Source organism: Paenibacillus sp. FSL H8-0332 (assembly GCF_037963835.1).
In the GTDB taxonomy this organism is placed as follows: domain Bacteria; phylum Bacillota; class Bacilli; order Paenibacillales; family Paenibacillaceae; genus Paenibacillus_AQ; species Paenibacillus_AQ rhizoplanae.
In genome coordinates this window covers 5,795,327-5,822,020 of the sequence record NZ_CP150145.1, presented here as the reverse complement: position 1 = coordinate 5,822,020, position 26,694 = coordinate 5,795,327, and the positions used below count along the sequence as shown (strand labels likewise).

At 56.3% G+C, this 26,694-nt stretch carries 25 protein-coding genes and 1 riboswitch; of the genes, 19 read left to right on the top strand and 6 right to left on the bottom strand.

All coding sequences use genetic code 11. The annotated features are described in order from the left end of the window. Position 1: 1 nt before the first annotated feature. Positions 2 to 904, bottom strand: a complete 903-nt coding sequence (locus NST43_RS25150; RefSeq protein ID WP_209994552.1) for a LysR family transcriptional regulator — start codon at positions 902 to 904, stop codon at positions 2 to 4. Positions 905 to 1,289: 385 nt separating this feature from the next. Between NST43_RS25150 and NST43_RS25145 the strand changes: the two genes are divergently transcribed. From NST43_RS25145 to NST43_RS25125, 5 genes are all read left to right on the top strand, one after another. After that, the gene (locus tag NST43_RS25145; protein WP_209994554.1) at positions 1,290 to 1,745 is read left to right on the top strand and encodes a chemotaxis protein CheX; all 456 of its coding nucleotides are present in this window, start codon (positions 1,290 to 1,292) and stop codon (positions 1,743 to 1,745) included. Positions 1,746 to 1,773: 28 nt separating this feature from the next. Next, positions 1,774 to 2,550 carry an SDR family oxidoreductase gene (locus NST43_RS25140; protein ID WP_209994555.1) on the top strand — a complete coding sequence of 259 codons (777 nt, stop codon included), beginning with the start codon at positions 1,774 to 1,776 and terminating at the stop codon, positions 2,548 to 2,550. A 175-nt stretch (positions 2,551 to 2,725) separates the two neighbouring features. Beyond that, a complete protein-coding gene (locus tag NST43_RS25135; RefSeq protein ID WP_339220027.1) occupies positions 2,726 to 4,216 on the top strand; it encodes a DEAD/DEAH box helicase in 1,491 nt (496 codons plus the stop codon). Then, complete coding sequence (locus tag NST43_RS25130) at positions 4,213 to 4,959, top strand: ABC transporter ATP-binding protein (protein WP_339220025.1); 747 nt, start codon at positions 4,213 to 4,215, stop codon at positions 4,957 to 4,959. Before NST43_RS25135 ends, NST43_RS25130 begins: the two co-directional genes overlap by 4 nt. A gap of 1 nt (position 4,960) precedes the next feature. Beyond that, positions 4,961 to 6,181, top strand: a complete 1,221-nt coding sequence (locus NST43_RS25125) for an ABC transporter permease (protein ID WP_209994560.1) — start codon at positions 4,961 to 4,963, stop codon at positions 6,179 to 6,181. Between the two features lie 214 nt (positions 6,182 to 6,395). On the opposite strand, the gene NST43_RS25120 is transcribed toward NST43_RS25125, so the two are convergent. Together NST43_RS25120 and NST43_RS25115 are read right to left on the bottom strand one after the other, a co-directional pair. Beyond that, on the bottom strand, positions 6,396 to 6,512 hold the full coding sequence (locus NST43_RS25120; RefSeq protein WP_209994562.1) for a YjcZ family sporulation protein: 117 nt from the start codon (positions 6,510 to 6,512) through the stop codon (positions 6,396 to 6,398). A 158-nt stretch (positions 6,513 to 6,670) separates the two neighbouring features. Next, positions 6,671 to 7,972, bottom strand: a complete 1,302-nt coding sequence (locus NST43_RS25115; RefSeq protein ID WP_339220022.1) for an aminotransferase class I/II-fold pyridoxal phosphate-dependent enzyme — start codon at positions 7,970 to 7,972, stop codon at positions 6,671 to 6,673. A 224-nt stretch (positions 7,973 to 8,196) separates the two neighbouring features. Here NST43_RS25115 and NST43_RS25110 point away from each other — a divergent pair, with 224 nt between their 5' ends. The 3 genes from NST43_RS25110 (at position 8,197) to NST43_RS25100 (ending at position 10,472) form a co-directional block, all read left to right on the top strand. Beyond that, complete coding sequence (locus NST43_RS25110; protein WP_036727103.1) at positions 8,197 to 8,982, top strand: AraC family transcriptional regulator; 786 nt, start codon at positions 8,197 to 8,199, stop codon at positions 8,980 to 8,982. A gap of 362 nt (positions 8,983 to 9,344) precedes the next feature. Then, positions 9,345 to 10,094, top strand: a complete 750-nt coding sequence (gene gpmA / locus NST43_RS25105; RefSeq protein WP_339220021.1) for a 2,3-diphosphoglycerate-dependent phosphoglycerate mutase — start codon at positions 9,345 to 9,347, stop codon at positions 10,092 to 10,094. Between the two features lie 210 nt (positions 10,095 to 10,304). Beyond that, a complete protein-coding gene (locus tag NST43_RS25100) occupies positions 10,305 to 10,472 on the top strand; it encodes a hypothetical protein (protein WP_339220019.1) in 168 nt (55 codons plus the stop codon). 209 nt (positions 10,473 to 10,681) lie between these two features. Here NST43_RS25100 and asd read toward each other — a convergent pair whose 3' ends face one another. Together asd and NST43_RS25090 are read right to left on the bottom strand one after the other, a co-directional pair. Beyond that, a complete protein-coding gene (gene asd, locus NST43_RS25095; RefSeq protein WP_209994796.1) occupies positions 10,682 to 11,473 on the bottom strand; it encodes an archaetidylserine decarboxylase in 792 nt (263 codons plus the stop codon). A gap of 90 nt (positions 11,474 to 11,563) precedes the next feature. Then, positions 11,564 to 12,661, bottom strand: a complete 1,098-nt coding sequence (locus NST43_RS25090) for a YheC/YheD family protein (RefSeq protein ID WP_209994795.1) — start codon at positions 12,659 to 12,661, stop codon at positions 11,564 to 11,566. Positions 12,662 to 12,881: 220 nt separating this feature from the next. Here NST43_RS25090 and NST43_RS25085 point away from each other — a divergent pair, with 220 nt between their 5' ends. The 5 genes from NST43_RS25085 to NST43_RS25065 all read left to right on the top strand — a co-directional run bounded on the left by NST43_RS25085 (position 12,882) and on the right by NST43_RS25065 (position 21,675). Further along, the gene (locus tag NST43_RS25085) at positions 12,882 to 17,996 is read left to right on the top strand and encodes a WIAG-tail domain (RefSeq protein WP_339220017.1); all 5,115 of its coding nucleotides are present in this window, start codon (positions 12,882 to 12,884) and stop codon (positions 17,994 to 17,996) included. A gap of 331 nt (positions 17,997 to 18,327) precedes the next feature. After that, positions 18,328 to 19,173, top strand: coding sequence for a glycosyltransferase (locus NST43_RS25080; protein WP_339220015.1), 846 nt, complete (start codon positions 18,328 to 18,330; stop codon positions 19,171 to 19,173). Continuing rightward, complete coding sequence (locus tag NST43_RS25075; protein WP_339220014.1) at positions 19,170 to 20,162, top strand: glycosyltransferase family A protein; 993 nt, start codon at positions 19,170 to 19,172, stop codon at positions 20,160 to 20,162. The genes NST43_RS25080 and NST43_RS25075 overlap by 4 nt, the downstream gene beginning before the upstream one ends. Beyond that, positions 20,159 to 20,896: a glycosyltransferase family 2 protein gene (locus NST43_RS25070; RefSeq protein WP_209994792.1), complete on the top strand. Its 738-nt coding sequence runs from the start codon at positions 20,159 to 20,161 to the stop codon at positions 20,894 to 20,896. Before NST43_RS25075 ends, NST43_RS25070 begins: the two co-directional genes overlap by 4 nt. 47 nt (positions 20,897 to 20,943) lie before the next feature. Further along, a complete protein-coding gene (locus tag NST43_RS25065) occupies positions 20,944 to 21,675 on the top strand; it encodes a sugar phosphate nucleotidyltransferase (protein ID WP_339220012.1) in 732 nt (243 codons plus the stop codon). Positions 21,676 to 21,842: 167 nt separating this feature from the next. Here NST43_RS25065 and NST43_RS25060 read toward each other — a convergent pair whose 3' ends face one another. After that, on the bottom strand, positions 21,843 to 22,367 hold the full coding sequence (locus NST43_RS25060) for a GNAT family N-acetyltransferase (protein ID WP_339220010.1): 525 nt from the start codon (positions 22,365 to 22,367) through the stop codon (positions 21,843 to 21,845). 153 nt (positions 22,368 to 22,520) lie between these two features. Between NST43_RS25060 and NST43_RS25055 the strand changes: the two genes are divergently transcribed. The 6 genes from NST43_RS25055 to NST43_RS25030 all read left to right on the top strand — a co-directional run bounded on the left by NST43_RS25055 (position 22,521) and on the right by NST43_RS25030 (position 26,391). Next, positions 22,521 to 22,934, top strand: coding sequence for a nucleoside-diphosphate sugar epimerase (locus tag NST43_RS25055; protein ID WP_339220009.1), 414 nt, complete (start codon positions 22,521 to 22,523; stop codon positions 22,932 to 22,934). A gap of 33 nt (positions 22,935 to 22,967) precedes the next feature. Continuing rightward, a complete protein-coding gene (locus NST43_RS25050) occupies positions 22,968 to 23,306 on the top strand; it encodes a restriction endonuclease subunit S (RefSeq protein WP_209994786.1) in 339 nt (112 codons plus the stop codon). Further along, positions 23,303 to 23,590: a hypothetical protein gene (locus NST43_RS25045; protein WP_209994785.1), complete on the top strand. Its 288-nt coding sequence runs from the start codon at positions 23,303 to 23,305 to the stop codon at positions 23,588 to 23,590. The genes NST43_RS25050 and NST43_RS25045 overlap by 4 nt, the downstream gene beginning before the upstream one ends. A 19-nt stretch (positions 23,591 to 23,609) precedes the next feature. Further along, entirely contained in the window at positions 23,610 to 24,014 is a 405-nt protein-coding gene (locus NST43_RS25040) for a hypothetical protein (protein ID WP_209994784.1), read from the top strand. A gap of 184 nt (positions 24,015 to 24,198) precedes the next feature. Then, complete coding sequence (locus tag NST43_RS25035; RefSeq protein WP_339220007.1) at positions 24,199 to 24,732, top strand: GNAT family N-acetyltransferase; 534 nt, start codon at positions 24,199 to 24,201, stop codon at positions 24,730 to 24,732. Positions 24,733 to 24,887: 155 nt separating this feature from the next. Further along, positions 24,888 to 24,986, top strand: a riboswitch (purine riboswitch). A 61-nt stretch (positions 24,987 to 25,047) separates the two neighbouring features. Continuing rightward, positions 25,048 to 26,391 carry a 5'-deoxyadenosine deaminase gene (locus tag NST43_RS25030; RefSeq protein WP_339220005.1) on the top strand — a complete coding sequence of 448 codons (1,344 nt, stop codon included), beginning with the start codon at positions 25,048 to 25,050 and terminating at the stop codon, positions 26,389 to 26,391. Positions 26,392 to 26,694 lie beyond the last annotated feature (303 nt).

Here is a 26,694-nt window from a genome sequence, read left to right as displayed (position 1 = left end):
GTTACTCTGAGCCGATGAACTGGGTCTCGGGCATCCCCTTAAGATCGCTCAGGAATTGTCTCATGGCAGAATTGACATACTTGCCGGATTTGGTAATGACACCTACGGGATGGGTCACCTCCAGCTCAATGATCGGGACGATGCGGAGTGTGCCAAGTCTAACCTCGGCCATGACAGACTGCTTGGAGATGACCGCCGCGCCCAGGTCAAGCTCAACCATCCGCTTCACTTCCTCGCTGCTGGTCAGCTCCATAATCACCAGCGGCTGAATACCGTGTCTCGCCAGCACCTCATCGACAAATTTCCGGCCGACCGTATCTGGTGAGAGCAGGATGAGCGGGATTCTGCCCAGGGCCTCAATCCCGGCCGATTTGACCTGGGCCAGCGGATGGCGGGGCGAGACAACCAGTTCAAAAGTATCATAATACAGGACCGAGGTCGTCATCCCCGGGTTGCGCCCAATCAGATAGCCGATACCGACATCCACAATCCCGTTCTCGACTTGCTGGTAGATCTGGGAGGAGGACATGGATGAGATCGAGGTTTTGATATCAGGGAACTGATCCTGGAAATAGGAAAGCACCCGGGGGAGAATCTGGATGGCGATGGAGGTGGTCGTACCGAGAATAATATGCCCTTGGGGATTCTCTTCGAGATCGGCAAGGCGCTGCTTAAGCTCATCTACGATTCCGACAATCTGTTCCGCGTGGGCGAGGAAAACTTTGCCCCTGTCCGTCAGCGTCACCGGCTGGTTCCGGTCAACAAGCTGGGTTTTGAATTCTTCCTCCAGGCTTTTAATCTGGGCCGAGACCGCCGGCTGTGTCAGGTTGAGCAGCTCGCCCGCCTTGCGGAAGCTCATGGTTTTGGAGATGGTGATCAGTGTTTCGAGCTGGCTGATATTCATGGACTTGCCCCCTTATGGCTACCGGATGGTGCCGCCGTTTATTTGTACAAATAGGGAAAGCCGCAGCTTTCCGGAGACGTATACGCACATGTCTGCTTCCTGAATGAGAGTCTGCAGGCTGCGGATTCTGACAAGGTAGACGGGTAAAAGGGTCGCTGTGAGTGCTGCACTCGGAGGGTGTGACGCCGCAGATCTTACGTTTATTGATTAAATTATAGGAGATTCCTCCCGGGAGGGCAATGTTGCCGTCCAAACTATCTTCAGAAATCATTCGACAAGACCATTAATTTTTGGTGAATAATGCCGATATATGAAGTATAATAAATTTTATTGCTTAGGACTTTTGGTATATGACTAAAGACTGGTCGAGGGGGACAGCACTTTCATGAAAGCAGAAGTAATCAATCCGTTTCTAGAGTCTGCGCGCATTGTAATTGAACAGGTGATCCAAGTCTCGCCGTCCACCGGTATGCTGGGGATTAAGGATATTGAACTGATCGATAATCATATATGGATTCAAGTGGGAATGACAGGTCAGCTCACCGGGAATATTATCTTCGGGATTGCCGAACCGGTGGCACTTAAGATGGTGTCGGCCATGATGGGCGGTTATGTGATTACGGAGATGGATGAGATGGGGCAGAGTGCCATATCGGAGCTTGGCAATATGATTAGCGGCAATGCCAGTACTATTCTCTCCAATCAAGGGGTGTCCGTAGACATTACCCCGCCGAAGCTGATGAAGTGGGAGAGCATGTCCATACTGCCGCGCAAAGCGCTAAGTATTCCTCTTCTGATGGAGGGCATCGGGGAGCTGGATATTCAGGTTATGATCTCTTAGGCGGATAATCGGGAGTTGAATCTATTCCATGGCATTACAAGGCAAGATTGTGGTGATTACAGGCGCTTCCAGCGGAATTGGCGCACTTACGGCCCAAATGCTCAGTGAGCGCGGGGCGGTTCCCGTTCTCCTGGCCCGTTCGGAGGATAAGCTGCAGACTACTGCGGCGGGCATCCAGGGCGCTTATGGACTGTTCGTCTGCGATGTGACCGATGAGGCGGCGGTGGAGCGTACCTTCGGGGAGATCCTGGAGCAATACGGAAGAATTGACATTTTGCTCAATAATGCCGGTTACGGCAAGTTTGCGGCTTTTACAGAGATGGAGTCTGAAGAGTTCGCCGATATGATGGATGTTAACTATATGGGAATTGTGCGCTGCACCAAGGCTGTCGTTCCTCATATGCTTACGCGCGGCAGCGGTCAGATCGTGAATGTGGCTTCTATGGCCGGCAAAATCGGAACCGCACGCTCGGTGTCCTACACGGCCACCAAACATGCTGTTCTCGGCTTCACCAATGCGCTCCGCCAGGAGCTGCGGAGGAGCGGTATTATTGTCTCGGCTGTGAACCCCGGACCTATCGCCACCGAATTCTTCAAGACCGCCGACCCTTCAGGCAATTATGAACGAAGCGTAAGCCGGATCATGATGACGCCGCAGCATGTGTCCGCGAAGATCGTCAAGCTGATGGACAAGGGCAAAGAGGAAGTGGACCTGCCCGGTCTGGCGGGCTTCGGCATCCGGCTCTATGGCCTGTTCCCGCGGCTGGCAGACAAGCTGACCTATAACCTGATGAACAAAAAATGAACAGATCATATTTACCGGCTGTGGCGTGAACGACTTGTCCCCCTAGAGCATACAGGATGGAGTGACCGTATTAAATACGGCTCGGAGTTAGATTTTATGGCCTTCCATTTGGTGGAGAGGCCTTTTTGGCATATAATGAACATATTATCTTAAGTGAAAAGGATGAAACCCTATTATGAATAAAGCTTCTTTTGCGGCTATCGGCATCCAGGAAGACCTTGCTGCCCGATTGTCTGAATTCGGCATTACCGAACCATCCCCTGTACAGGAGCAGACGATTCCGCTTCTGCTGGAAGGAAGAGATGTTCTGGCCGCATCCCAGACAGGAACAGGCAAGACACTGGCTTATCTGCTGCCGCTGCTGCAAGGGATTAACCCCGACTCGAAATCGGTGCAAAAGCTGGTGCTGGCCCCAACCCAGGAGCTGGCGATGCAAATCCTCCGTGAAGCGGAGCGCTACGGGGCACACCGGGGCATCCGGACGATAGGACTGATCGGCGGGGCGGCGATTAAGCGCCAGATTGACAAGCTGCGGGAGCATCCGCACCTGGTGGTCGGCACCCCGGGACGCATACGTGAGCTGATTGGACTGCGCAAGCTCAAGATGCATGAGGTGAGCACGATTATTCTCGATGAGGCGGATCAGATGTTCCAGCTTAGCGGTGCGGGCGAAGTGACGAAGATCGTCAGCAGCGCGCTGCGTACGCGGCAGCTGGTTATGCTGTCGGCCACGATTGGACCGGAGACCCGTCTACTGGCGAACCGGGAGATGAAGAATCCGGCAGAGGTGGGCATCGATCCCGGCGTGATGACCGCCCAGAGCCTGGAGCATCACTATGTGGTGTGCGAGGAGCGGAACAAGATCGATATGCTGCGCCGGGTGATCCGCCATTACAAGCCGGACCGGGCGCTTGTCTTCGTGAACGCAACCGATGATATTGCCGAGGTGACAGCGAAGCTGAACCACCTGGGCCTTCCGGCCGCAGCGCTGTACGGCGATGCCGACAAGGTGACGCGCGCAAACGTGCTGACCCGCTTCCGGGACGGCAAGCTCAAGGTACTGGTCGCCAGCGACGTAGCGGCCCGGGGCCTTGACATTGAGAATCTGATGCTTGTCATCAGCTTCGATCCTGCTTTTGACTCCGAGCACTATGTCCACCGTGCCGGACGGACCGGGCGCATGGGCAAACGCGGCTTATCCGTAACGATCGTTACGGAGCAGCAGACGTTCATCATGCGCAAATTCGCCCGCGAGCTGGATATCCAGCTGGACGAGCGGGCGATGGCCTTCGGCAAGGCGCTGGCGGAAGGCGAGCGCGCCGAGCTGCGCAGCGGCGGCGCGAAGGAGCGCCGCGAAGGGGCTGAACCGCGCGGCGGCATGGCAGCGCCGCGCACCGGCAAGCCGCAAGTGCGGACCTCGGCGGCTGGAACAGCAGGCGGAGGGACGGGCGGCGAAGCGCCGGCCGGGCAGCCTGGCGCAGCGGCTGGCAGCGGTGGTGGGATCACGGCGCGGCGCGAGCAGCGGCCGGGGATTGCCGCGAGCACGCGCAGCGCGGCGGGGCCGGCAGGCAAGGCCCGCAGCCAGGCGGAGCGGGACAAGAACCGCAAGAATAAGGGAGCCCCGAAGTGGCTCAAGGACAAAACCCCGAGAGGTGACGGTCAATGAATACAGCTCCCGTATTGCAAATTACGGGTTTAAGCGGAGGATACAGCCTGAACAAGCCGGTGCTGCATGATATCGGCCTGCTTGTGCAGCCAGGTGAGATGGTCGGGTTAATCGGACTGAACGGTGCGGGCAAAAGCACCACGATGAAGCATATCCTGGGGCTGATGTCCCCGCATAAGGGCGAGATTACTGTACAAGGGAAGACGCGGGGCAGCGATCCCGAGAGCTATCACAGCGCGCTGTCCTTTGTGCCGGAATCCCCTTTGCTCTATGAGGAATTGACGGTCCGTGAGCATGTGGAATTCACTGCCAGAGCGTATGGTGTGGAACGCAGTGATTATGAATCACGCACCAGCCAGCTGGCTGCACTCTTCAATATGGAGGACAAGATGGATACCTTGTCCTCCCATCTGTCCAAGGGTATGAAGCAGAAGGTGATGATTATGTGCGCGTTTGTGGCGCGTCCGGCTCTGTATGTAATCGACGAGCCGTTCCTCGGCCTCGACCCGCTGGGTATCCGCTCCCTGCTGGATTTCATGCTGGAGCTGAAGAAGTCCGGAGCGTCGATTCTGCTCAGCTCGCATATTCTCTCCACCATCGAGAACTATTGTGACCGGTTCATTGTGCTGCATCGCGGAATGGTGATCGCGGAGGGAACGCTTGCCGAGATGACCGCGAAGGCCGGGCTGCAGGGCTTGAATTTGGAGCAGCTGTTCTACGAGCTGGTTCAGGGAGGGAAATGATATGGATTTGAAGGAGCTGCGCCGGCAGCGGCGCAGCCGGTTCACAGGAAGCCTGGTCCCTTATATGGGATATATCATTCAGAGCGGTGTCGCCATGGTGTTCCTGCTGGTGCTGATTATCTTCTCCGCCTGGTACACGGCGCTGCTGCGCGATATTCCGCCTAACATACCGATCCGCTGGATTATGTTCGTCTTGCTGGTTCCTGCGGCGGTACACAGCAGCTTCCGGACGTATTTGCAGACCCCGGATACGATCTTCCTGCTGCCGCAGGGCCACCGGATGAGAGAGTATTTCGCCCCGTCCTGGGTCAGCGGCAATGTGTGGAAGATTCTGCGGCTGGCCTTTATCCTCATTACATTATGGCCGCTGTACATACGCACCGAGGAGTCTCCCAGGGGGCTGCTAGCCACCCTGCTGGTGCTGATACTGGTCAAGCTGTTATCCAGCTACGGATTATGGCGGGAGACGGCGATGCTCTCCCGCCCCGCTGCGGCAGGCTATAACCTGCTGCGCTGGGCAGTTGGCGGTCTAATGATAGCCGCATGGCTATGGCAGCCGTCGATGCGCGCCCTGATCTTCATTCTGATTCTGGCCGCAGCCTATGTGGCCGCGCTGGCCGTCCCCGGCCGGCACGCTGTTCCTTGGGAACGCCTGATCACCATGGAGAAGAACCAGGGAACGCGGGCGCTGATGGTCCTCGGCTGGTTCGTTGATGTTCCGGGACGCGAGCAGCGGGTCTATGCCCGCCGTTATCTGTCACGTTGGGGCAGTGGCCTAAGCTGGCAGCGGGATTCAGCGTACCGGTTCCTCCTGACCAAAAGCTTCGCCCGGGGCGACGTCTTCGGCATCGTCCTGCGGATGGCTGTGCTGGACCTGTTCCTGGTCTGGATGATGCAAGGCAGCTATCTCGGCAGCGGCATCTATGTATTCTTCCTCTTCCTGATGGGCATTCAGCTGACGGCGCTGCGCAAGCTGCACAGCGAATCGTTCTGGCTGACCGTCTACCCGCTGCCGGAGGGCAGCAAGGGCAAGGGAACGATCCAGTTTGTATTCCGGGCCCTTCTGGTCCTGGCGCTGCTGACCGGATTACCGCTCCTGCTTCAGGCAGGGCAGCGCCCGCTGGAGGTGCTTGCCACCTTCGCTTGCGGATTCCTGCTGGCCTATCTGTTCAAGGTCCGCTCCACCCGCAAGGAAGCGCGTCTGGATGAAGACGATCTGTAGAACAGATTGCAGCAGCAGACCATACGTACCCACAAGCGGGTGCGTTTATAACAAATGGCCTCAGGCTCTCGCGGATGCGGAGTCTGAGGCCATTTTCCAAAGACAAGCATTTATAGAAGGGGTAGGTACCCTCTTCATATCAGGTGGAGCAGGGAATGCTATAACACGTGGATCGGAGAGAGCGCGCGGCTCCCTCCAGGGGACTCACTCCTTGTTAGACAAAGAGTGAACGGCTGATGATAACCAGCAGGATAAAAAGAACCAGAATGGCTCCAGTGCTTGTGAATGCACCGTGTCCGTATCCGTATCCGCCTCTAACTTCTTCGCTCATGTTCATTCCCCTTTCGCGTGTGAGTTTGTTGTACTTGAGTACACCGTATTGTATGTGCGGAGGGAAGAACGTGTATGGGCCAATGCCATAGCACCGGGCAAAAAAAATCAGCCCCGGGATTCCGGGGCTACTTACTTGCCTATGTCAAAGCTTGATGATCAGGCTTTCTCCAAATCGCGGATACCCGCATAGACCAGATCAAACAGATCTTCCAGCTGATCCTCTTCGATGCAGGAGAAGGCAATGCGCAGATCAGTTTCACCGAGGGCGATGGTGCCCAGGCCGTAACGGTGGATCAGGTGGAGCCGTAAGGCTTCAGCCGGCACGGTGAGCAGCTTCAGGCACATGAAGTACCCGGAGTTGAACGGATAATAAGTCCATACATCATCGCCGTATTTGCCGCTGTCCAGCAGCGCCTTCACTTTGTTGGCCCGGCCTTTCATGATCTGGAACTTCTCTTCCTTTTGTGCGGCGAATTCCGGCGCCTTCAGTGCGTCCAGGACAAAGGTCTGCGATGGATGCGCTCCGCTGGAGATGGTGGCCCGGATGATGCCCAGTGTTTTTTGCTCCAGGGCTGCCAGCAGCTCCTTGTTCTCCGAAGCGTAGGTGATGAAGCCGACGCGGAAGCCCCAGACGAATTCTTCCTTGGTGGCTCCGTCAATCTTGACCGCCAGCACGCGCGGGTGCAAATTCGCCAGCTTGCCGAACAGGGATTCCTTGAGTGAATCCTCGAAAAAGAGTCCGAAATAAGCGTCATCGCTGACCACGACCACATTGATGCCTTCTTCGGCGGCACGCAGAATGGCGGCAACGATGGCTTCGCCTTCCTTAATGCCCGGTGTATATCCGGTCGGATTGTTCGGGAAGTTAAGCAGGACGATGGCTTTGCCGCGGTCCTTCTGGGACAGCAGCGCATCGAGCAGACCTTCACTATTGAAGTTCATATCCTCGGTGAACAGCGGATAATTAACGGTCTCGGTCAGGCGGCGGATGCCGAAGGTCAGCTCGTAGTTCTCCCAGTTTTTGTCCGGATAGATGACAGCATCCCCTTGCTCTGCGAACAGATCGGCAACGATGCTAAGCCCGTGGGTCAGCGCATTCGTTACGACAGGATTGCTGAAGGACTTGCCTTCAAGCGACGGATTCTCACGCAGCATCTTCTCCCGCCATACGGAGCGAAGCTCCGGCTTGCCTGCTGGAGGCGCGTAGCCATAGAGGTCTTTGGGACTGTAGGCGGAGAGTTTATCCTGGATCACACCAAGGTGCATCGGCAACCCGTTCTCGGTAGCGATTCCGATGGTGGCGTTATACTTCTTGGCATGAGCCGTGGCTTCTGCGGATTGGCTCAGGATCCCCTCTTTGGGGAAATAGATTGCTTTACCGAGACTAGAGAGCATATCGTACACATGTTCATTGCCTGCCTTGATGCTGTCATTCAATTGTCCAGCCAGTGGATTCATCAGTTTCATCCTTCCGGTATTCTTCTGGGATATATACGCTAACATTGCCTAACATTATAACACCGCGGATTGCCGCCGTCACTGAGGAATGCTGCGTTTTCATAAATAGTTTTGGAATCGAAGCGGCGGCCCGTCCCCATGCGGAGCGCAGAAGATGTACAAATGGGAACCGGACAAGGTATTATGAAAAGTAAGCTTACGCTATACGTTTAGGAGGGAACTATATGCTACATGCATCGCCATCCTCTTTTGTAATCCTCCCGGCCCTGGCGAAGATTGTCTGTGAACCGGGCTGGAAGTGGCAAAAAAGAGAGAAGCCGCTGCAAAATTACGATTTATTCTACGTCTGGAGCGGGGAGGGGACGGTTGTGCGCGGCGGGGTGCCCTATCAGGTAGGGAAGGGAAGCTGCTTCCTGTTCCGCCCGGGGGATTACACCAGCGCCACACATAATCCGCAAAAACCGCTTGTGCTTACATATATTCACTTCGATGTTGCCGAGGAGGTGACCGAGGTGCCGGCATTCTACCATGAGCTGAGCGAGACGGTGGAATTCGAGCATCTGCTGGCCCGTTATGTCCGGCTGTTCCTGGTGCAGACCTATGCGGCGGAGGAGGAGGGACGTCTGATTTTGAAGCAGCTCATGATTCATCTGCTGCGGCAGGATCAGGCGAGGCCGGTCGAGCGCCATGTCAGCAACCAGCTGGCGGAGGTGATCCACGAGGTCGCCAACTATGTCAGCCAGCATCCCGGGGCGGCGCACCGGGTAGAGGATCTGGCCGCCCGGGCGGGGTTATCCCCGCGCTACTTCTCAATCAAGTTCAAGGAGATCACTGGCTCCTCGGTCCAGTCCTATGTGATCCGTGCACGGATCGAACGGGCTCAGCATCTGCTGCTGTATGCAGGCATGAACGTCACGGAGGTAGCGGATGCGCTCGGCTACCGCGATATCTTCTTTTTCAGCCGCCAATTCAAGCAGCATACCGGGAAAAGCCCGTCAGAGATCCGCTGAAGCGGCGGGGCGAGTATCGTGCTGAGTGTGGTAGATGTGTTACATGTGCTAGATGTGCTATGGGTGCTCGATGTGCCAATGTGTGCTATGCGGACCGTGAGGACCTTATTTTGCGGAAAAGGCACTTATTCCACCCGCTGCGGACTCAGGGGCCGTTATCAGGCTGATCGGGGCCGAAATGGAGGCGTATGGGCTAACTTAAGAGCATCTGAGTCCGCTTGCTCTGCGTTATCTGGCAGAATAGCTGAAATAGCGGCTCCCCAGTCCGCAAGACAGGCCTGAAGTTGAAGTGAGCACTGCGCTGTGACAAAATAAAGGAAAGCACAGCACAGCAAAATATACACGGGAGAAGGAGCATACTTATGTACGAAATAGTCCTGATACGGCATGGAGAGAGTGAATACAACCGGCAGAATCTGTTTACGGGCTGGAGTGATCCTGATCTGACGGAGAAGGGCGTTGAAGAGGCGAAGAAGGCGGGCAAGCTGCTGAGGGATGCCGGGTATACCTTCGATCTGGCGTTCGCTTCGGTGCTGAAGCGTTCGATCAAGACGCTGAACTATGTGCTGGATGAGATGGACCTGCTGTGGATTCCGGTGCAGAAATCCTGGAAGCTCAATGAGCGCCATTACGGTGCACTGCAGGGTCTGAGCAAAAGTGAAACGGCCCTTAAATACGGTGAGGAGCAGCTCCATATCTGGCGGCGCAGCCTCTCGGTCCGCCCTCCGATGCTGGAGCCGGATGATCCGCGTTATGCCAGACATGATATCCGCTACAAGGAAGTGCGTCCGGGTGACATCCCGCGCGGAGAGAGCCTGGAGGATACCGTACACCGGGTCGGCGATTTCTGGACCAACCGGATTGTGCCGCTGATCCGCAAGAAGGAGCGGGTTCTGATCTCGGCGCACGGCAACACGCTGCGGGCCCTGATCAAGTATATGGAGGATATCGACGAGACCGCGCTGCTGGATCTCAATATCCCGACCGGCGTTCCGCTGGTCTACAAGCTCGACGACGACGTGAAGCCGATCAGCCGCTTCTATCTCGGCGAACCGGAAGAGGTGCAGCAGAAAGCGCGTGAGGTGGCGAATCAGAGTAAGGTTACGGAGTAACCGGAGCGGCGCTGCGTCCAGCTTAGCATAGATGTTGATAAAGGGAGTATTCCAGCTGGTGGACGGGTTGGGATACTCCTTTTTTGGTATCATGGAATTGGGATCAACTATGCCTACAAGTAAGCTGCATAACTACCCTTCACTATAACAAGGGGGAAATTGCGTACTAATGAATACAAACTATGCAATGCAACGATAGGGGGGAGAAAAATGAGAGTATATAGTTTAAGATCCAATGAAGATTCCAGCGATTTAATGCTGGACAAGTTTGTGAGTGCAGAGCATCCTATAGAGTTGAAATTTAAAGTATATATTCCAACCATTCTCCTTGGCTACGTATGGCATGAAGCTGACTTTATCCAAATGAAGCATACATAGCAATAAATGATCTGTCATCTCAAATCATTGGATGAAAACTATCATAATGTAAGCTATAAACCTAAAAAGGAATGCTAAATAACCATGAAATATCTGCATATTAAAAGGACTTCAGGCTGTTTCTGCCTGAAGTCCTTTTTGAAAATAAAGAAATTATATGTTTCACACGATAACTTATCCTTCTATTCGTTGCCACTTGATAGATTGTGTTACACCGGCCGCCGCATCTCTCCCAGCAGCTCGCCCATCTTCACCTTCGTGTCCGGGGTAAGCCCGGCGCGCGGGGTGAAGGTGCCGCTCTCCATCAACAGGACTACCGTGGAACCGAATTCGAAATAAGCCAGGTCGTCGCCGCGCTGCCATTCTTTGGCCGCCTCATCGGTGTAGCGGATACTGCTCACATTCATTGCGCCTACCTTGACCACGGCGGTCTCGCCATAGCTGCCGGCTATATAAGTAATCAGCCGTTCGTTACGGCTCAGGACACTCTTCATATGGCGCATGCCGAAATCATTCACGGGGTAAGCCCGTCCGCGGATATAATCGCTCTCCCGGAGCTGTCCGGTTAACGGGGAGTGAATCCGGTGATAATCGGTAGGGCTTAAGTAGAGGACGAAATAATAGCCTTTCTTGTACAGTTCGAGGTGTGGCGAGTGATTAAGCAAATCCTCCAGCGTATAATCCTGCCCCTTCACATTCATTATCGTGCCGCAGTTGATTTCGCCCATTGCCGTAATCATAGCGTCCACGGGACTGGCTACGGCATGCTCACCGCTGGCCACCGGGCGCATTCCCGGCTTCAGGCGGCGGCTGAAGAATTCATTCAGTGTACGGTATTCTCCGGCAGCCTTCTCCGCCTCGGCGGCAGGAATCTGATAGGAACGAATAAATACCGGAATCATAAGGCGGCTGAGTCTGCTGTGGGATAAAGCCCCCATCAACCTGGAAAGCCATCTGTGCGAGGATAGCTCGGTCATCAGCCGCAGCAATTGTTTAACCATGCCCATCTCCCTTCCATCATGCAGCAGTGTTATCCTGTGCCAAGGGACTCCACCCGCTCTGCATTATATTGACATAGAATAGGAGACAAATCAATAAGAGTTCGTTCTTAGTGCTTCTTCGTACAGATATCTGGCATAGCCCATAGGCTGACGGTAGCTGTCTTTCCATACCCCGCGCAGTCCGGCCTTCTGGAAGCCGTAACGCTGGTCGCGTCCGTTGCATTCAATGAAATACAGATGTCCGTGCTTCGTGACACCGATGTCAAGACCGATATCGGCCAGCCCCGGCAGGCTCTTCTCCAGCTCACGGGCGATGGCGAGACTGAGTGAGAGGACGGACATACGGATTCTGGCTGCCTCTTCTCCAGGGAATGCCTGCTCCAGGGCAAAAGAGGACTTCAGGGCTTCGCCCCCTCTGGCAATGTTCGATACAAAGCCGCCGGGCGCTGCCAGCTTGGCGAACAGGCCTGTGACCTGCCACGCTCCGCCCCAGCCCCGCTGTACCGTGACACGCAGGTCAAAGGGGCGTCCGTTAATCTCGGCCAGCGGAATCCGTTCCTGGACCAGATAGGGCACGGAAGAGAGCCGTGCGCGAAGGGCCCGGGGAATGGCGTCAGGGTTAATGACTCTGCTAACCTTGCGTCTTGAGCCGGAGATAGAGTAGCTCCAGAGCCAGCGCCCTTCGCCGCTGCGGGTGAGCCGCATCACGCCGATACCCACGCTGCCCCGGCAAGGCTTGAGGATCAGATCCGGGTAGCGGCTCATCATCTCTCTCAGGCCGGCAAGTCCGTTTGCTGTGACTGGCAGAACAGCTTGCAGTTCCCGATTCTGCTCCAGCAGGCCGTGAATCTGATCTTTTCCGTAGCGGTTGCAGCTGTTATAGACCTGAATCCCCTGCCGGAGCAGGCGCTCGACGCCGGTGCTGCGGGGATCATAGATTGCCCGGTTGTGGATGACCTCCGGCGTAGGGACGATCTGTCTGCGGTAGCCTTGCGGACCTTTCTTCATATAGACACTGCTGAAGCCGGACGCCACGTCGATGTCGGACAGCTTCACAAAGCAAGGGGTTAATCCGTATGCGGCGGCGGCCTCTTCGTAGTTGGCCAGAGATTCCTGTCCGGTTTTTAACCGGGGAACGCCCCCGTGCATAGCGGCATTTAGCAGTATCCCAACGAGCTTTTGCCCCATGTTCGTTCCTCCTGTTATCTTGAAGTACTTCCCGGCTGTTTTTATGTCTCCTGTCATTGTATGTATGTACGTGCCCGTAAGGGTTGGACGGATGCGCGGCGGCAGATGCCCTTTTTTGAAAGGAGAAGAATGGATTATCGGCAGGGTGAAGGGTGTCATCCGCCCATGCTGCTGCATATGATGCCTAGAAGATACAATAGATGGAAGGAGGAGACTGCTTGTGAAGAGTCCCAAACGAAAACAGCAGCGCAGTTCTAAAAGACCGCTCTATTACGTGGATAATCCCGATACGACTGAACTTAGCATGTTAGACAGCAGTCCCAAAACACAAAAAAACCAGGAATTGGAATGGGTGGAAGCGGCTGAAGGAGAAGACCTTGCCCTGCAGGTGAGCGGGGTGGAGATGCTGGAAGTGATCGCGCCGCCCCGGCAGACTGTAACTGCTCTGGAGGGAACTCAGGGAACCGTGACGGAAGAGGTGCGCGGGCAGGAGGACCGTGCAGCTCTGCTTGCAGCTCAGGTAACGGCCCCACCGGAAAAAGAACGCCTGCAGCCCGTATACACCGATGATTTGTCCGATGGCGCCGTCACCGGTGCCAAGATTGCTCCACGGACCATTGACGGGTCCAGGCTAAAGCATGGCATCATCGGCACACCCTGGCTGCAGGACTATGCAGTGCAGAATATAAACCTTGCGGACCGGGCGGTTACCTCCTCGAAGATAGCGCCGGAGTCCGTTACCGGTGAGCATCTGGCGGAGAGCAGTGTCAGCGGGGGCAAACTGCTGGATCACTCCATCGGCGGCGAGAAGCTGAAGGATGGCAGCATCGGTCCGGAGAAGCTGGCAGACCGGATGATCAGCGGAGGACATATTGCCGATGGCGTCATCAGCAGCCGGCATCTCAGTGAGTTCATTATCACAGCGGAGCTGCTGGACGATGGGGCAGTCAACGGTGAGAAGATTCTCAGCAGCAGCATTGACAGCCGCCATCTCAGCAACGGCAGTATTGACCGCTCTAAGCTGGCTGACGAAGCAGTGTCCGCCGACAAAATCGCCGATGGCGAGATCAGCGGTATCAAGCTGGGTGATGCGGTGATCGAGAGCCGGCATGTGGGGGAAGGCGTCATTACCGCCAAGCATCTGGCACCCGGTGCCATTGGACGGGAACAGCTGGCGGCGCGCCTGATCGGCAAGGAGCAGCTTCAGCCCGGTATTATTGAGAGCGGGCATCTCGCAGATGGGGCTGCCGGGTCCCGGCAGATCGCGGCGAAGGCTGTCCGCAGCCAGCACATTAACCCGGAGAGCATCCATGCGGACCATATCGCCGAAGGTGAAATTGGCAGCCGTCATCTGGCAGACCGCAGCATTTCTTTTGTGAAGCTGGCGGACGGTGCGGTAGGGACTACACAACTGATTGAGCAGGCGGTTACCTCTTCCAAAATTGCGGATCAGAGCATTCTGGCCCATAAGCTGGCTGACGAAGCCGTGATGACGCGCCATATTGCGAAATCCGCAGTCCGTAGTGCACAGATTGCTACGCAGGCTGTCACTTCGGCACATTTGCAGCGCGAGGCCGTGGATAATTCTCATCTGGCCGCAGAATCTGTAGGCTCTGCCCAGCTCCAGGAGCATTCCGTCCTGACCGGCCATCTGGCCAAAGGGGCAGTTACGGAAGAACAACTGGGGTATGAATCCGTTACAGGAGAACATATTAGCCCCCAGAGTATTACCGCAGCCAAGCTGGTGGATGGCAGCATCATTACCGCCAAGCTGGCTATGGGTGCGGTCGGAGGTACGATCCTTGCAAAAGAAGCGGTCAGCGGAGAGCATATTGCGGTCTGCGCCGTGGAGGAGAAGCATCTGGCGGACGGCAGTGTCAGCGGACGGGTGCTGCAGGAGGAGGCTGTCGACGCTGGTCATCTGGCATCCGGCGCTATCGAACGCCGGCATCTGGGAGACAGCAGTGTGACTTCATCCGCGCTGCAATCCGGTTCGGTAACGGCAGATAAGCTGTCCTCCGGTGCTGTCAAGGAGGCCCATCTCGCTGCGGCGATCGTGCAGCCGCATCATTTGGCCGACTATGCTGTCACATCTCTGAAGTTATCGCCGGAGAGTGTCTCAACGGATAAGCTCGGCGATCTGGCCGTTACTTCCGTCAAGCTGGCGGACGGAAGTGTAAGCGCGGAGAAGCTGGCAGCCTCAGCTGTGCAGAGTGAGCATCTGTCGGCCGGCGCAGTCGGCCCGGATACGCTGAAGGATACGTCTGTGCAAGGCAGACATTTGGCAGCGGGCAGCGTGGGCGGTGCACATATCCGGCCGATGTCGATCGGCAACGGACATCTTATTGCCAGCTCTGTCTCATCGATCCAGATTCAGGATGGTAGCATCAGCGGTACGAAGCTGGCCGAAGGATCGGTGGATTCCCTCCATCTCACTCCCGGCAGTGTAGGCGGAAGCCAGCTGGCTGAGGCCTCAGTGGAAGGGCGGCATCTCGCGGATGGCGGCATTAGCCTGGCGCATCTGGCGGAGGAAGTCCGCAGTGCGGAGCTCCTGCCCGACGGAAGCATTGGCGCAGAGAAGCTGGCAGCGGGTGCTGTAGAATCGGTTCACTTGGCTGAAGCGAGTGTTCAGGCCGTTCATTTGGCGCAGGCAGCGGTGGAAGCCCGGCATATCGGTGCCGGGGAAATTACGCTGGCCCATCTGGCCAAGGAGACGCGTTGCGCGGATCTTCTCCCGGATGGCAGCATCGCAGGCAGCAAGCTGGGGGCAGGAGTGGTAGGGGCCTTCCATTTGGCTGCGGGCAGTGTGTATGGCGGCCATCTGGCTGCGGATGCAGTCAGCAGCCGGCATATCCGCGCCGGCAGCATTCAGCTCAGTCATCTGGCTCCCGATACGCGGGGCGCGGACCTGCTGCCGGATGGCAGTATAGGTGGAAGCAAGCTGGCAGAAGGCGCAGTGGATTCGCAGCATCTCCAGCCGCAGAGCGTGGACGCAGAGCATCTTGCAGGCGGTGTGATCCAGGATCGTCATTTGGGCTCAGGAATTATCCGGCTGGCGCATCTGGCAGAGGAAACGAGAAGCGCAGAGATATTGCCGGATGGCAGCATAGATGGAAGCAAGCTGGCAGAAGGCGCAGTGGATTCGCAGCATCTCCAGCCGCAGAGCGTGGACGCAGAGCATCTTGCAGGCGGTGTGATCCAGGATCGTCATTTGGGCTCAGGAATTATCCGGCTGGCGCATCTGGCAGAGGAAACGAGAAGTGCCGAGCTGCTGCCGGATGGCAGTATAGGTGGAAGTAAGCTGGCAGAAGGCGCAGTGGATTCGCAGCATCTCCAGCCGCAGAGCGTGGAAGCAGAACATCTTGCGGGCGGAGTAATTCAGGAGCGTCATTTGGGGTCGGGGATTATCCGGCTGGCGCATCTGGCGGAGGAAGTGAGAAGTGCGGAGCTGTTGCCGGATGGCAGTATAGGCGGAAGCAAGCTGGCAGAAGGCGCAGTGGGTTCGCAGCATCTTCAACCACAGAGCGTGGACGCAGAGCATCTTGCAGGTGGAGTAATTCAGGAGCGTCATTTGGGCACAGGGATTATCCGGCTGGCGCATCTGGCAGAGGAAACTAGAAGTGCCGAGCTGCTGCCGGATGGCAGTATTAGAGGAAGCAAGCTGGCAGCGGGTTCTGTGGGCTCTATCCATCTGGCTTCCGGCAGCATCTATGGAGGTCATCTGGCGCCTGAAGCCGTGGATAGCTGTCATATCCGTCCCGGCAGCATCAGCCTGGAGCATCTGGCTCAGGATGCCCGGACCTCCGAGCTTTTGCAGGATGGCAGTATTACAGGGGAAAAGATTGCACCTCACAGCATTGGAACCAGGCATCTGGCGGAAGGGGCAGTGGGAAGCTCCGAGCTTCAGGATGAAGCGGTGGATGGTTCCAAAATCGCTTCCTTTGCCATCCAGTCCCGGCATCTGGAAGAAGACAGCGTGCAGAGCTATCACATTGTTCAGAATGCGATAAGCGGGGATCATCTGGCGCCTGATTCTGTGGATAGCAGCCATCTCCGTGCGGGCAGCATCCAGCGTGAGCATCTGGCCGAGGGCACGCTGACCTCCGAGCTGCTGGGAGAAGGCAGCATAGACGGCAGCAAGCTGGCGCCAGGGGCGGTGGGGCCTAATCATCTGGCTCCAGGCAGCATCTACGGAGGCCATCTGTCTCCCGGAATCGTTGACGGGCGCCATATCCGCAGCGGCAGCATCGGCCTGGAGCATCTGGCCGGGGATGCGCTGACCTCCGAGCTGCTCCCGGATCATAGTGTGAACGGAGAGAAGCTTGCACTTCACAGCGTCGGCACTGAACATTTGGCTGAAGGTGCAGTAGGAAGCACTGAGCTGCAGGACGAGGCGGTGAAGGCTTCCAAAATCGCTTCCTTTGCCGTTCAGTCCCGGCATCTGGAAGAAGACAGCATCCAGAGCCATCATATTGCTCAGCATGCAGTGAACGGAGATCATCTGGCTCCCGATTCTGTGGATAGCAGCCATCTCCGTGCGGGCAGCATCCAGCGTGAGCATCTGGCCGAGAATACGCTGACCTCGGAGCTGCTGGGTGAGGGCAGCATAGACGGCAGCAAGCTGGCGCCAGGGGCGGTGGGGCCTAATCATCTGGCTCCAGGCAGCATCTACGGAGGCCATCTGTCTCCCGGAATCGTTGACGGGCGCCATATCCGCAGCGGCAGCATCTGCCTGGAGCATCTGGCCGGGGATGCGCTGACCTCCGAGCTGCTCCCGGATCATAGTTTGAACGGAGAGAAGCTTGCGTATAACAGCGTCGGCACCGGGCATCTGGCAGAAGGTGCGGTAGGCTGCACTGAGCTGCAGGATGAGGCAGTGAAGGCTTCCAAAATCGCTTCCTTTGCCGTTCAGTCCCGGCATCTGGAAGAAGACAGCATCCAGAGCCATCATATTGCTCAGCATGCAGTGAACGGAGATCATCTGGCTCCCGGATCAGTCAATGCGGAGCATCTGTCCTTCCATCCGGTACAGAGTGTCGGAAACCGCGATGTCTTGCAGCAGTTCGGGATGACGGCGTTTATGTTCAATGGTGAAGCGGAGAGTGTAGAGGTGACCGTTTCTTTTGACGAGAGCTTCGGTCATACCGGCTATGTGCTGGTTGCCATGGCTAATCAGCCGTACTTCCATGCCTCGCTGAAGAACAGAACGGGCGGAGAAGCAACGATTGAGGTGGTACGGCTGCGCGAGACCCAGCATTTCTATGGCGTGCTATCGTGGATTGCGCTTGGCACTCCGCTGGTCAAACCTGCTGTGGAGCATCGCGCTTTTGACTAATTCGGACAGGATAGGATAGTACATGGGGCGCAGCCGTGGGTTGCGCCTTTTGTGCATGATTACGCCAGCATTTATAGGCTTCACGCTATACAATTCTGCTAATTGTACAAGCAGGGAGGCCTGGAGAAGTGTTGTAGCTGATATGATCGGAAGTTTTCCTTCTCCTGTAAACGCTCCCTTGCCGGCTTATTGCCGGGTGGAGGCGCATAGCGGCATTTGTCCAATTATCTGCACTCAGGGAGACACTTGCCGTTACCGGGGGTGGCGGGATACATAGACTATGGTGTAACCCTCAGCCCGGGAGCAGCCCTGTGAAGGAAGGTGGATGAGCATGAAAAGAAAAGGAGCATCTGCCCGCCGCACGGGGCGGCGGGCAACCCGGACAGCACGGCGGCCGGTGGCACGGACGGTACGGCCTGCTATACCGCCGCCTGCGGTGAATCATCCGCAGCCTGAGGTGTCGGTTATTATTCCGGCCATGAATGAGGCGGCGACGATTGCCGCGGTGATCGCCGGAGCCAGAGGCGTTCATCCCCGCTGTGAGGTTATTGTGATTGTTAACGGTTCTGCGGATCAGACCGCAGATATTGCGCGCTCCTGCGGAGCGAACGTAATAGTGTATGAACAGCCGCTCGGACATGATGTCGGGCGAAGCGTAGGTGCTGCGGCGGCGAAGGGAGCGGTTCTGCTGTTCACGGACGGGGATCTGGTGATCCCCGCCTCGCAGCTGCGCCCCTTCGTGACGGCGGTCAACGGCGGAGCGGATCTGGCCCTGAATGATTATTCCGGCCCGGTCCGCAGCAGATTTCCGCATCCGGTGGTGTTATCCAAGCATGTGCTGAATCTTCTGCTCGGAAGGTCTGAGCTCAAGGGCTGCTCCTTGACCGCCGTCCCTCATGCGATTAGCCGCAGGGCGCTGGATGTCCTGGGCAGCGGTCTACTGTCCAGGCCGCCGCTCGCACATGCACAGGCGGTGCTGGAGGGTCTGGTTGTGACGGCGGTGCATAACGTGCCTGTGGGCAGGATGAATGCGGTCCGCCGGAAGCGCAGCGGCAGTGATCTTCTGCAGGAGGCTATCCTTAGAGACCACCTGGATGCCGTAGCCCTGGTGCTGGAACGCAAGGGCGGCCGGGCAGGCTTCGGGGATGGCACCCGGCGAAGGGAGATGGTGAGATGATGGAAGCGCGGGAAGTATCCGTCAGCGGCAGGTCTTCAGCGGGGCGTACTGCGCCCGGAAGCAGTGGCTCTAAAGGCCGCGCCGCCGGACGCGGCACCGCAATGCGCAGAGGCGCGGCCAAGCAGCGGTCCGCGAAGCGCCGCAGCAAGTCTGCATCAGCGGGCCTGGGCCTCTCCCGGTCCAAGCGGAAGTCCGCTTCCGGGCGGCCGGCCCTGTCCCTGCCGGCATCGCAGGGCTCGCTGTCGGTCATTATCTCGGCCAGGAATGAGGAGCGTACGTTGCCGAAGCTGCTGGAGCAGGTGGAGCGCCTGAAGCCGCAGGAGATTATTGTGGTGCTGAACGGCTGCAGTGACCGCAGCTTTCAGCGGACCCGGCTATGCGCTCAGGCGAGCATAGTATACATTCCGGAATCTGCCGGACATGATGTGGGACGTTCGCTTGGCGCGAAGCTCAGCCGGGGAGACATTCTGCTGTTTCTGGATGGAGATATGGTGATCTCCGCCGGGCAGCTGTCCTCTTTTGTGGCTGCGGTGGACCGGGGGGTGGATGTGGCGCTCAATGACCTTGATCCGCTTCTGCCTCCCTTCGGGCTAAGTGATGCGGTTACCCGCTGCAAGCTGTACCTGAATCAGGTTCTGGGCCGCCCTGATCTTGGAGCAAGCTCTATGACGGCTGTTCCGCATGCCTTATCCCGCCGGGCGCTGGAGCAGATTGGCTACCGCGAGCTGATGGTGCCGCCTCGAGCGCTGGCGCTCTCCATTATGGGCCGCCTGCGGGTGGAGAAGGCCGGAGGGGTGAATGTGATCAAGCAGAACCGGCTGCGCCAGGGGAACACGGGGATGGGCAATGCCATGGAGCAGCTGATTGCCGGTGATCACGCGGAAGCCCTGGTCTGTGTAATTGCGGAGCAGCGGAGCAACGGGCAGCTGTCGGCCGAGAACCTGCTGGAGCACCGCCGGCAGATTGCCGCCTGGAGGAATGCGCTATGACACTGACGAGCATTATTATTCCTACGTATAACAGGCTCGGGCTGCTGCGCTCCTGCGTCGAATCGATCAGGGCGCATACCCGGTCTGCCTTTGAGATTATTGTAGTGGACAATGCCTCGGATGATGGTACCGAAGCCTACTGCCGCGCCAGCAAGCTGACGTTCATTTCTCTCCCGGAGAACCGCGGTTTTCCGCTGGCCTGCAATATCGGGCTACAGCTGGCTGCGGGGGAGGAGCTGCTGCTGCTGAACAATGATGTCATTGTGTCGCCAGGCTGGCTGGATAATCTGAAGAGCGCCTTGTACAGTGCCCCCGATATAGGAATTGTCGGTCCGGTGACGAATTACGCCAGCGGACGTCAGCAGGTGCAGACTGGCTATACCGATATTGCAGGCTTCCATGCCGAGGCGCTCCGGGCCAATATTCCCGATGCGGCGAAGTGGCTGGAGACCCGAAGGCTTGTAGGTCTGTGCTTTTTATTCAAAAGACAGCTTATGGACGCGATCGGCCTGCTCGATGAACGTTTCTCGCCAGGTCATTATGAGGATGACGATTACTGCTACCGCGCCCGGCTGCAGGGATACCGGCTGCTGATTGCCGGAGATTGCCTGGTTCATCATGAAGGCAGCGCCAGCTTCAAGGAGGTCTATTCCGCCTCATTGCAGGAGCTGGTGGAGCGCAACCGCAGGATTTTTATGGAGAAATGGCAAGTGGATCCGTCGCAGTTCATCTGAGGCCGCTGGCCGAAGGCTAAAGACGTAGAGAAAGAGGAGGAACGTAAGTGAAAGGAGTCATACTGGCAGGCGGAACAGGAACAAGGCTATACCCGCTCACCCGGCTGATGAACAAACATTTGCTTCCGGTCGGCAAGTACCCTATGGTGTGCTACGGGATTGAGCGGTTGCGCCAAGGGGGGATCACCGATATTCTCCTGGTCATCAGCAAACAGTCCGCAGGACAGTACACTGACTTTTTGGGCAGCGGCGCGGAATTTGGCGTCTCCCTGACTTACAAAATCCAGGAGGCGGCAGGCGGCATCGCGGAAGCGCTGGAGCTGGCGGAAGGATTCATCCTGCCGGGGGAACGGTTTGTTGTGCTCCTGGGGGATAATCTGTTCATGGATAGTCTGGAGCCTTACGTGAAAAGTTATCTGCAGCAGCCGGCGGGGACCGCGAAGGTGCTTCTGAAGCCTGTTGAGGATGCGCGCAGATACGGGGTTCCGGTGTTTGACAGCGCCGATGCCTCCCTGATTGCTTACATTGAAGAGAAGCCGGAGCAGCCAAAGACGAAATTTTGTGTTACAGGCATCTATATGTACGATGAAGCAGTATTCGATATCATCCGCCGGATTTCGCCTTCCAGAAGGGGCGAGCTGGAGATTACCGATGTGAACAACCTTTATGCTGTCGAGCGCAAGCTGAGCTATGATGTGCTGCAAGGCTGGTGGAGCGACGCGGGAACCTTCCAGTCTCTGCGCGAAGCCGGAGATAAGCTGAGAGATACGCTGCCCTGAGGGGCGGCTTTTTTTTGGAAATATAAGAATTTAGATGTTGCACACGATAAATTTTCCTTCTATTTCTCGCTGAAACGGTACCGTCCTTTAAAAGGACGGTACCGTTTCAGCTTGGTAGGTGAGGGTGATTAGTTTAGGGAGAGGGAACAGCCACCAACTCATCACCATCAACCACTGGCTGGCCGGACGATTCGCCACCAGAACAAATCCTCGGTCTCCCGGTACAGCTCTGCACCCAGGTGCTGCAGGACACGGTGGGAGGCGAAATTGTCCTTCTCGGTATCTGCGATGACCCAGCGTGCGCCGGGATGGCTGAAGATCCAGGCGCTGATCTGCCGCAGCGCTTCTGTGGCATAGCCTTGGCCCCGGTATCTCTCGTCTATGACATAACCAACGATGACTTCACCTTGTTCGTTCGGGCGGCCTTTAAGAATCAGGAAGCCGATGAGCTGCCGCTGCTCCCGGTGGATGATGGCCCACATGGTCAGCCAGCAGTAGTTCTGTTCATCCTGCAGCACCTTGGCGTGCCTGACCCGCATCGCATAGCGCATCTCTTCATCGTCCAGCAGGGTTGCGGTTATTGTAACGTTCAAGTCTAGCGTCTGCTCCAGCCCGGCGTAATTCTCTAAGGCTAACGCAAGCTCGGGGGCGCTCAGAGGAGATAGTTCCAGGTGTTCACCTGTAAGTTTCATAGATTGCCTCCAGTTCTAATCCGGGTACATAGATGCGGACATACACCATTAGGATGTATTTTCAGCCAAGCATAGTCTGCTGTTACGTTTCTTGTCAATATGCTCCAGCCGGCAGCCTTCTCCCTGTCTTCAGGCAGGAGCGGAAACGGGGATTTGAACGTTGAAATTAAGGGTCATCTTGCGACTTGTCCCGGCACAAACTTGCGGCGCTTCTCCGGCACCGTCAAGGCGGATGCCGCATATGCTGTAGCAGGGCGTTTGAGCAAAGGAGACATGAAGGTGCAGAGTAAAATTACAAAAGTCCTGCAGCACATGGCCCATACGCACGAACAAATGGCACGGATTCTCGACGCCGAACGCCACGTAGCCGTCCGTATGTCGCAAATAGTTCACGATCTGCCGGATGCGGACCCTGATTTCGGCGGATTCAGTGGACTGGTGGAAAGCTCAGGTCAAGTCAACAAAAACATCATTGCTTACCTCAATGCACTTGCCGATCTTGAAGAGGCGATGGCTGAGGGAGTGGGCAGGGTCATCAAGGAATTAAACGGTCAGGAAGAAGAGTAAGGGTAACGTGTAACCTGAGCAAGGAGGCGGAGGATGAGCAGAGAAAAGGCATATCTGCAAATGCTGGAGTCGACCGCTGCCATCCAGTGGAACATTGCGATGATTCTTGAGGCCAAAGCGGTGGAAGCGGAAAAAGTGAAGCAGTGGACCCATCATCACATCCACGCCAGAGCGTTCGACTCCCACGAAGACCAGCTGAAGGAATCCATCTCTATTCACGAGGTAATCGTGGAAATGGTAGAGGGGCTGACGAAGCTGGAGAACGGACTGTACAGCAACCTGAAGGCGGTGCTGGGCAGCGGGGAAGACGAGGGCGGCGATTTTGGCGGGGATGGTGGCGAGGGCTTCAGCTTCGGGGACGACAGCAAATGAGCGGCGGGCTGCTCTCCGAACATGCCGTCAAGCTGGAGATGATCCGCTCGATCGCCCGCAGCCAGGCAGCGCTCGCAGCCATCCTCGAGAGTATTGCTGAAGTGACGGGGCAATCGGAGCAGACAGCCCGCAAGCTGAGCGACAATATCAGGATTCTTAGCGGGTACCAGAGTTCGATGTGCCGGATGATATCCGGTATTTCGCTGCATGAGCCCAAAGAAGGAGTGCCTGCAGCCCCCTGGCTGAGCAAGGTCTGCTCAGAGGGGACGTCCAGGAGTAGATGAAGTACAGGAGGCGTAGAAGATGAAGAGAAAGAGACAGGGCAAGCTTGGTTCCACGGGCAAAGGCAAGAGACGCAGACCGCTGCTGTCACGGAAGACACGGATACGCAAAGGTCCCGGACGCAAATCGCGCAAGGGTCTGCTCGGCAAGCCGGGGAAGAAATCCCTGCAGCTGCGCAGAAAAAGAAGACTCCGCAGACGGCTGCTCCGCAGATCCCGTATTGTAAAGCCGCCGGTGCAGGTCATACCGGCTATAGAGCCCCCTCCCCAGCCGCAGGTGATTCCGCTCCCCCCGGATCTGGGCGTCCCGCCGGAACTGCCGCCGGGAGACGCCTATCAGCAGGGCTACACCGAAGCATACAACGTGGGGTTCGACGCAGGTTTCGCCAAGGGCTTCGAGGACGGGCATAAGCTGGAGCTCGGCTGACAGAGCCGCAGGCACAGCAGCGGAGCAGGACTGCGGCTATTATAGGGGCTGGCGCATAATGCGCCGCCCCTATAGCATATGGGGAACTTTGGGATAAGGCGGGCTATCGGAATTTCCGGCCGGATATGGTAGACTTCTTAACAGAATCTTTACCGGGTTCACTATTCAGGCAGGAAAGCGGGGAATGTATATGATTGGAAATGAGATACGGAGAGCGCACAGCGGGGAGATCCAGGAGATCATGAATCTGATTGCCAAATGTGTACAAGTTATGCAGGCAGGCGGAAGCGATCAATGGGATGAAGGGTACCCTAACCGTGAAGTCATTAGTGAAGATATCGGCAAGGGAACGTTATTTGTCTGCCTGGAGCATGAGGCGATTGCCGGAATTCTTGTGCTGGATGAGAACCAGGCGGAGCAATATGCAGGCATTGAATGGGAACAGCAGCAGGGGCCGCATCTGATCATGCACCGGCTTGCGGTACATCCCGAGATTCAGGGCAAAGGGATTGCCCGGCGGCTGATCGCCTTTGCCGAGGAATTCGCCCGCAGCAGCGGATACAGAAGCATCCGGCTCGATACATATGCGAAGAATGACAGGGTGCTCAAGCTGTATCCTTCGCTCGGGTATTCGCAGAGAGGCGAGATTCGTTTTCCGGGCCGTACCGCTGCTTTTCCGGTGTTTGAGAAGGTTCTGCCAGATAATATGGAGAGATAATCTCCGATTGAGTGAGTTAACATTACATTAATGGCTGATTTTTAGTGTGAAAATGTTTATTCATGCTCTAATCTGACTTAATTGCATGATCGTGTTAACTTTAATAACTTTTGTTGACAGGAAAGTTGTCTTTCAATTATGATGGGATTATTCATAAGCAATTGAATAGTCCTTTTCGTATATCCTTAATAATTGGTTTAAGGGTCTCTACCGGGAACCGTAAATTTCTGGCTACGAAAATATGCTGAGGCATATTTTTGTGGCCTTTTTGTGTTACAGGCAGCCGGACATTAACAAGACTAGGGGGGGAAGACAATGGCGAATATCCTGATCAAGCATGCGGAGATTATTACGATGAACAAGCAGGAGGACATTATATACGGTGATATCCGCATCAAGGGCGATCTGATTGTGGAGATTGGCACCGGCCTTGAAGTGAATGGGGATGAGGATGAGCTAGTCATAGACGCCAAGAACCGGACGGTCATCCCCGGCTTCATCCAGACGCATATTCATCTGTGCCAGACGCTGTTTCGCGGCAAAGGGGATGATCTGGAGCTGATGGACTGGCTGCGCAAGCGGATCTGGCCGCTGGAGGCGGCGCATGACGAGGAATCGCTGTACTATTCTGCCATGCTCGGCATTGGGGAATTAATCACCAGCGGTACAACGACCATCGTGGATATGGAGACGGTACATCATACGGATTATGCTTTCCAGGCGATTGCGAAGAGCGGTATCCGCGCCTTGTCAGGGAAGGTCATGATGGACCGGAAGAACCCCGATGCACCGGCGGCCCTGCAGGAGGAGACGGCGGCTTCGCTGCAGGAGAGTGTGGATCTGCTGGAGAAATGGAACGGATACGCGAACGGCCGGATTCAGTATGCTTTTTCCCCGCGGTTTGTCATTTCCTGTACGGAGCCGCTGCTGCGGGAGGTGCAGAGCCTCTCGGCCCGTTACGGGGTGAAGGTGCATACCCATGCTTCCGAGAATTTGGGAGAGATTGAGCTTGTGCAGGCGATGACCGGTATGCGCAATATCGTCTATCTGGATCACCTGGGGCTGGCTAACGAACGTCTGATTCTGGCCCACTGTGTCTGGCTGGATGAGCAGGAGAAGCGGATTCTGCGGGACCGCGGGGTTCATGTCAGCCACTGCCCGGGCTCGAACCTCAAGCTGGCCTCCGGCATCGCCGATACGCCGGGCATGCTTCATGACCATATTCACCTCAGCTTGGGTGCAGATGGCGCGCCATGCAACAATAACCTGGATATGTTCAACGAGATGCGTCTGGCGGCAGTCATCCAGAAGCCCGCGCATGGCCCGACTACGATGGATGCCCGGAGTGTCTTTCGGATGGCGACCATCGGAGGCGCGAAGGCGGTGGGGATGGAGGATCAGATCGGCAGCATCGAGGTCGGCAAGAAGGCGGATCTGGCCATCCTTAATCTCTATAATTTTCATACCTTTCCCTCTTATGATGTGGACCCGATCTCGCGGATCGTCTACTCGGCCACCCGTGCCGATGTGGAGACAACGATTGTGGATGGTGAGATCCTCATGCACACAGGGCGGCTGAAGACCATCGACAAGGAAGTAGTGCTTAATGAAGCGAACCTTTCCATTAAAAGATTGCTGGGCAGCACGCGGCTAACCTGAGCGGAAGGGGCTTCACCTCCAGCTGTCCCAGACAAACTGACTATAGTGACTGGAGGTATGATTGCGGCCTTGACCAGAAGCGTCTTAGATTTAAATTGTAACCTTGCAGGGGACTTCGCGCCTCTGCTTTTTTTGTCCGGATATTGATAATGACCTTAATGAACCTTTTCTCCCGCTCAGTTGTTAATAGGGTGGCCCTCTTTTGATTCCCTTTGCAAGTATTGCTATACTAGAGCAACGTGAGCTTTTTACAGAAACAAGGAATTAATTTTACACCACTATTAATGAAGAGAGTAAGAGGGG

What these genes read in the sequence shown, in the direction of transcription:
- NST43_RS25115 (WP_339220022.1), bottom strand. Translation starts at nt 7,972, where the DNA reads ATGAATCCACTGGCTGGACAATTGAATGACAGCATCAAGGCAGGCAAT.
- NST43_RS25140 (WP_209994555.1), top strand. Translation starts at nt 1,774, where the DNA reads ATGGCATTACAAGGCAAGATTGTGGTGATTACAGGCGCTTCCAGCGGA.
- NST43_RS25080 (WP_339220015.1), top strand. Translation starts at nt 18,328, where the DNA reads ATGAAAAGAAAAGGAGCATCTGCCCGCCGCACGGGGCGGCGGGCAACC.
- NST43_RS25130 (WP_339220025.1), top strand. Translation starts at nt 4,213, where the DNA reads ATGAATACAGCTCCCGTATTGCAAATTACGGGTTTAAGCGGAGGATAC.
- NST43_RS25075 (WP_339220014.1), top strand. Translation starts at nt 19,170, where the DNA reads ATGATGGAAGCGCGGGAAGTATCCGTCAGCGGCAGGTCTTCAGCGGGG.
- NST43_RS25035 (WP_339220007.1), top strand. Translation starts at nt 24,199, where the DNA reads ATGTATATGATTGGAAATGAGATACGGAGAGCGCACAGCGGGGAGATC.
- gpmA (WP_339220021.1), top strand. Translation starts at nt 9,345, where the DNA reads ATGTACGAAATAGTCCTGATACGGCATGGAGAGAGTGAATACAACCGG.
- NST43_RS25090 (WP_209994795.1), bottom strand. Translation starts at nt 12,661, where the DNA reads ATGGGGCAAAAGCTCGTTGGGATACTGCTAAATGCCGCTATGCACGGG.
- NST43_RS25050 (WP_209994786.1), top strand. Translation starts at nt 22,968, where the DNA reads ATGAGCAGAGAAAAGGCATATCTGCAAATGCTGGAGTCGACCGCTGCC.
- NST43_RS25120 (WP_209994562.1), bottom strand. Translation starts at nt 6,512, where the DNA reads ATGAGCGAAGAAGTTAGAGGCGGATACGGATACGGACACGGTGCATTC.
- NST43_RS25145 (WP_209994554.1), top strand. Translation starts at nt 1,290, where the DNA reads ATGAAAGCAGAAGTAATCAATCCGTTTCTAGAGTCTGCGCGCATTGTA.
- NST43_RS25100 (WP_339220019.1), top strand. Translation starts at nt 10,305, where the DNA reads ATGAGAGTATATAGTTTAAGATCCAATGAAGATTCCAGCGATTTAATG.
- NST43_RS25030 (WP_339220005.1), top strand. Translation starts at nt 25,048, where the DNA reads ATGGCGAATATCCTGATCAAGCATGCGGAGATTATTACGATGAACAAG.
- NST43_RS25110 (WP_036727103.1), top strand. Translation starts at nt 8,197, where the DNA reads ATGCTACATGCATCGCCATCCTCTTTTGTAATCCTCCCGGCCCTGGCG.
- NST43_RS25070 (WP_209994792.1), top strand. Translation starts at nt 20,159, where the DNA reads ATGACACTGACGAGCATTATTATTCCTACGTATAACAGGCTCGGGCTG.
- NST43_RS25125 (WP_209994560.1), top strand. Translation starts at nt 4,961, where the DNA reads ATGGATTTGAAGGAGCTGCGCCGGCAGCGGCGCAGCCGGTTCACAGGA.
- NST43_RS25150 (WP_209994552.1), bottom strand. Translation starts at nt 904, where the DNA reads ATGAATATCAGCCAGCTCGAAACACTGATCACCATCTCCAAAACCATG.
- NST43_RS25040 (WP_209994784.1), top strand. Translation starts at nt 23,610, where the DNA reads ATGAAGAGAAAGAGACAGGGCAAGCTTGGTTCCACGGGCAAAGGCAAG.
- NST43_RS25045 (WP_209994785.1), top strand. Translation starts at nt 23,303, where the DNA reads ATGAGCGGCGGGCTGCTCTCCGAACATGCCGTCAAGCTGGAGATGATC.
- NST43_RS25060 (WP_339220010.1), bottom strand. Translation starts at nt 22,367, where the DNA reads ATGAAACTTACAGGTGAACACCTGGAACTATCTCCTCTGAGCGCCCCC.
- NST43_RS25135 (WP_339220027.1), top strand. Translation starts at nt 2,726, where the DNA reads ATGAATAAAGCTTCTTTTGCGGCTATCGGCATCCAGGAAGACCTTGCT.
- asd (WP_209994796.1), bottom strand. Translation starts at nt 11,473, where the DNA reads ATGGTTAAACAATTGCTGCGGCTGATGACCGAGCTATCCTCGCACAGA.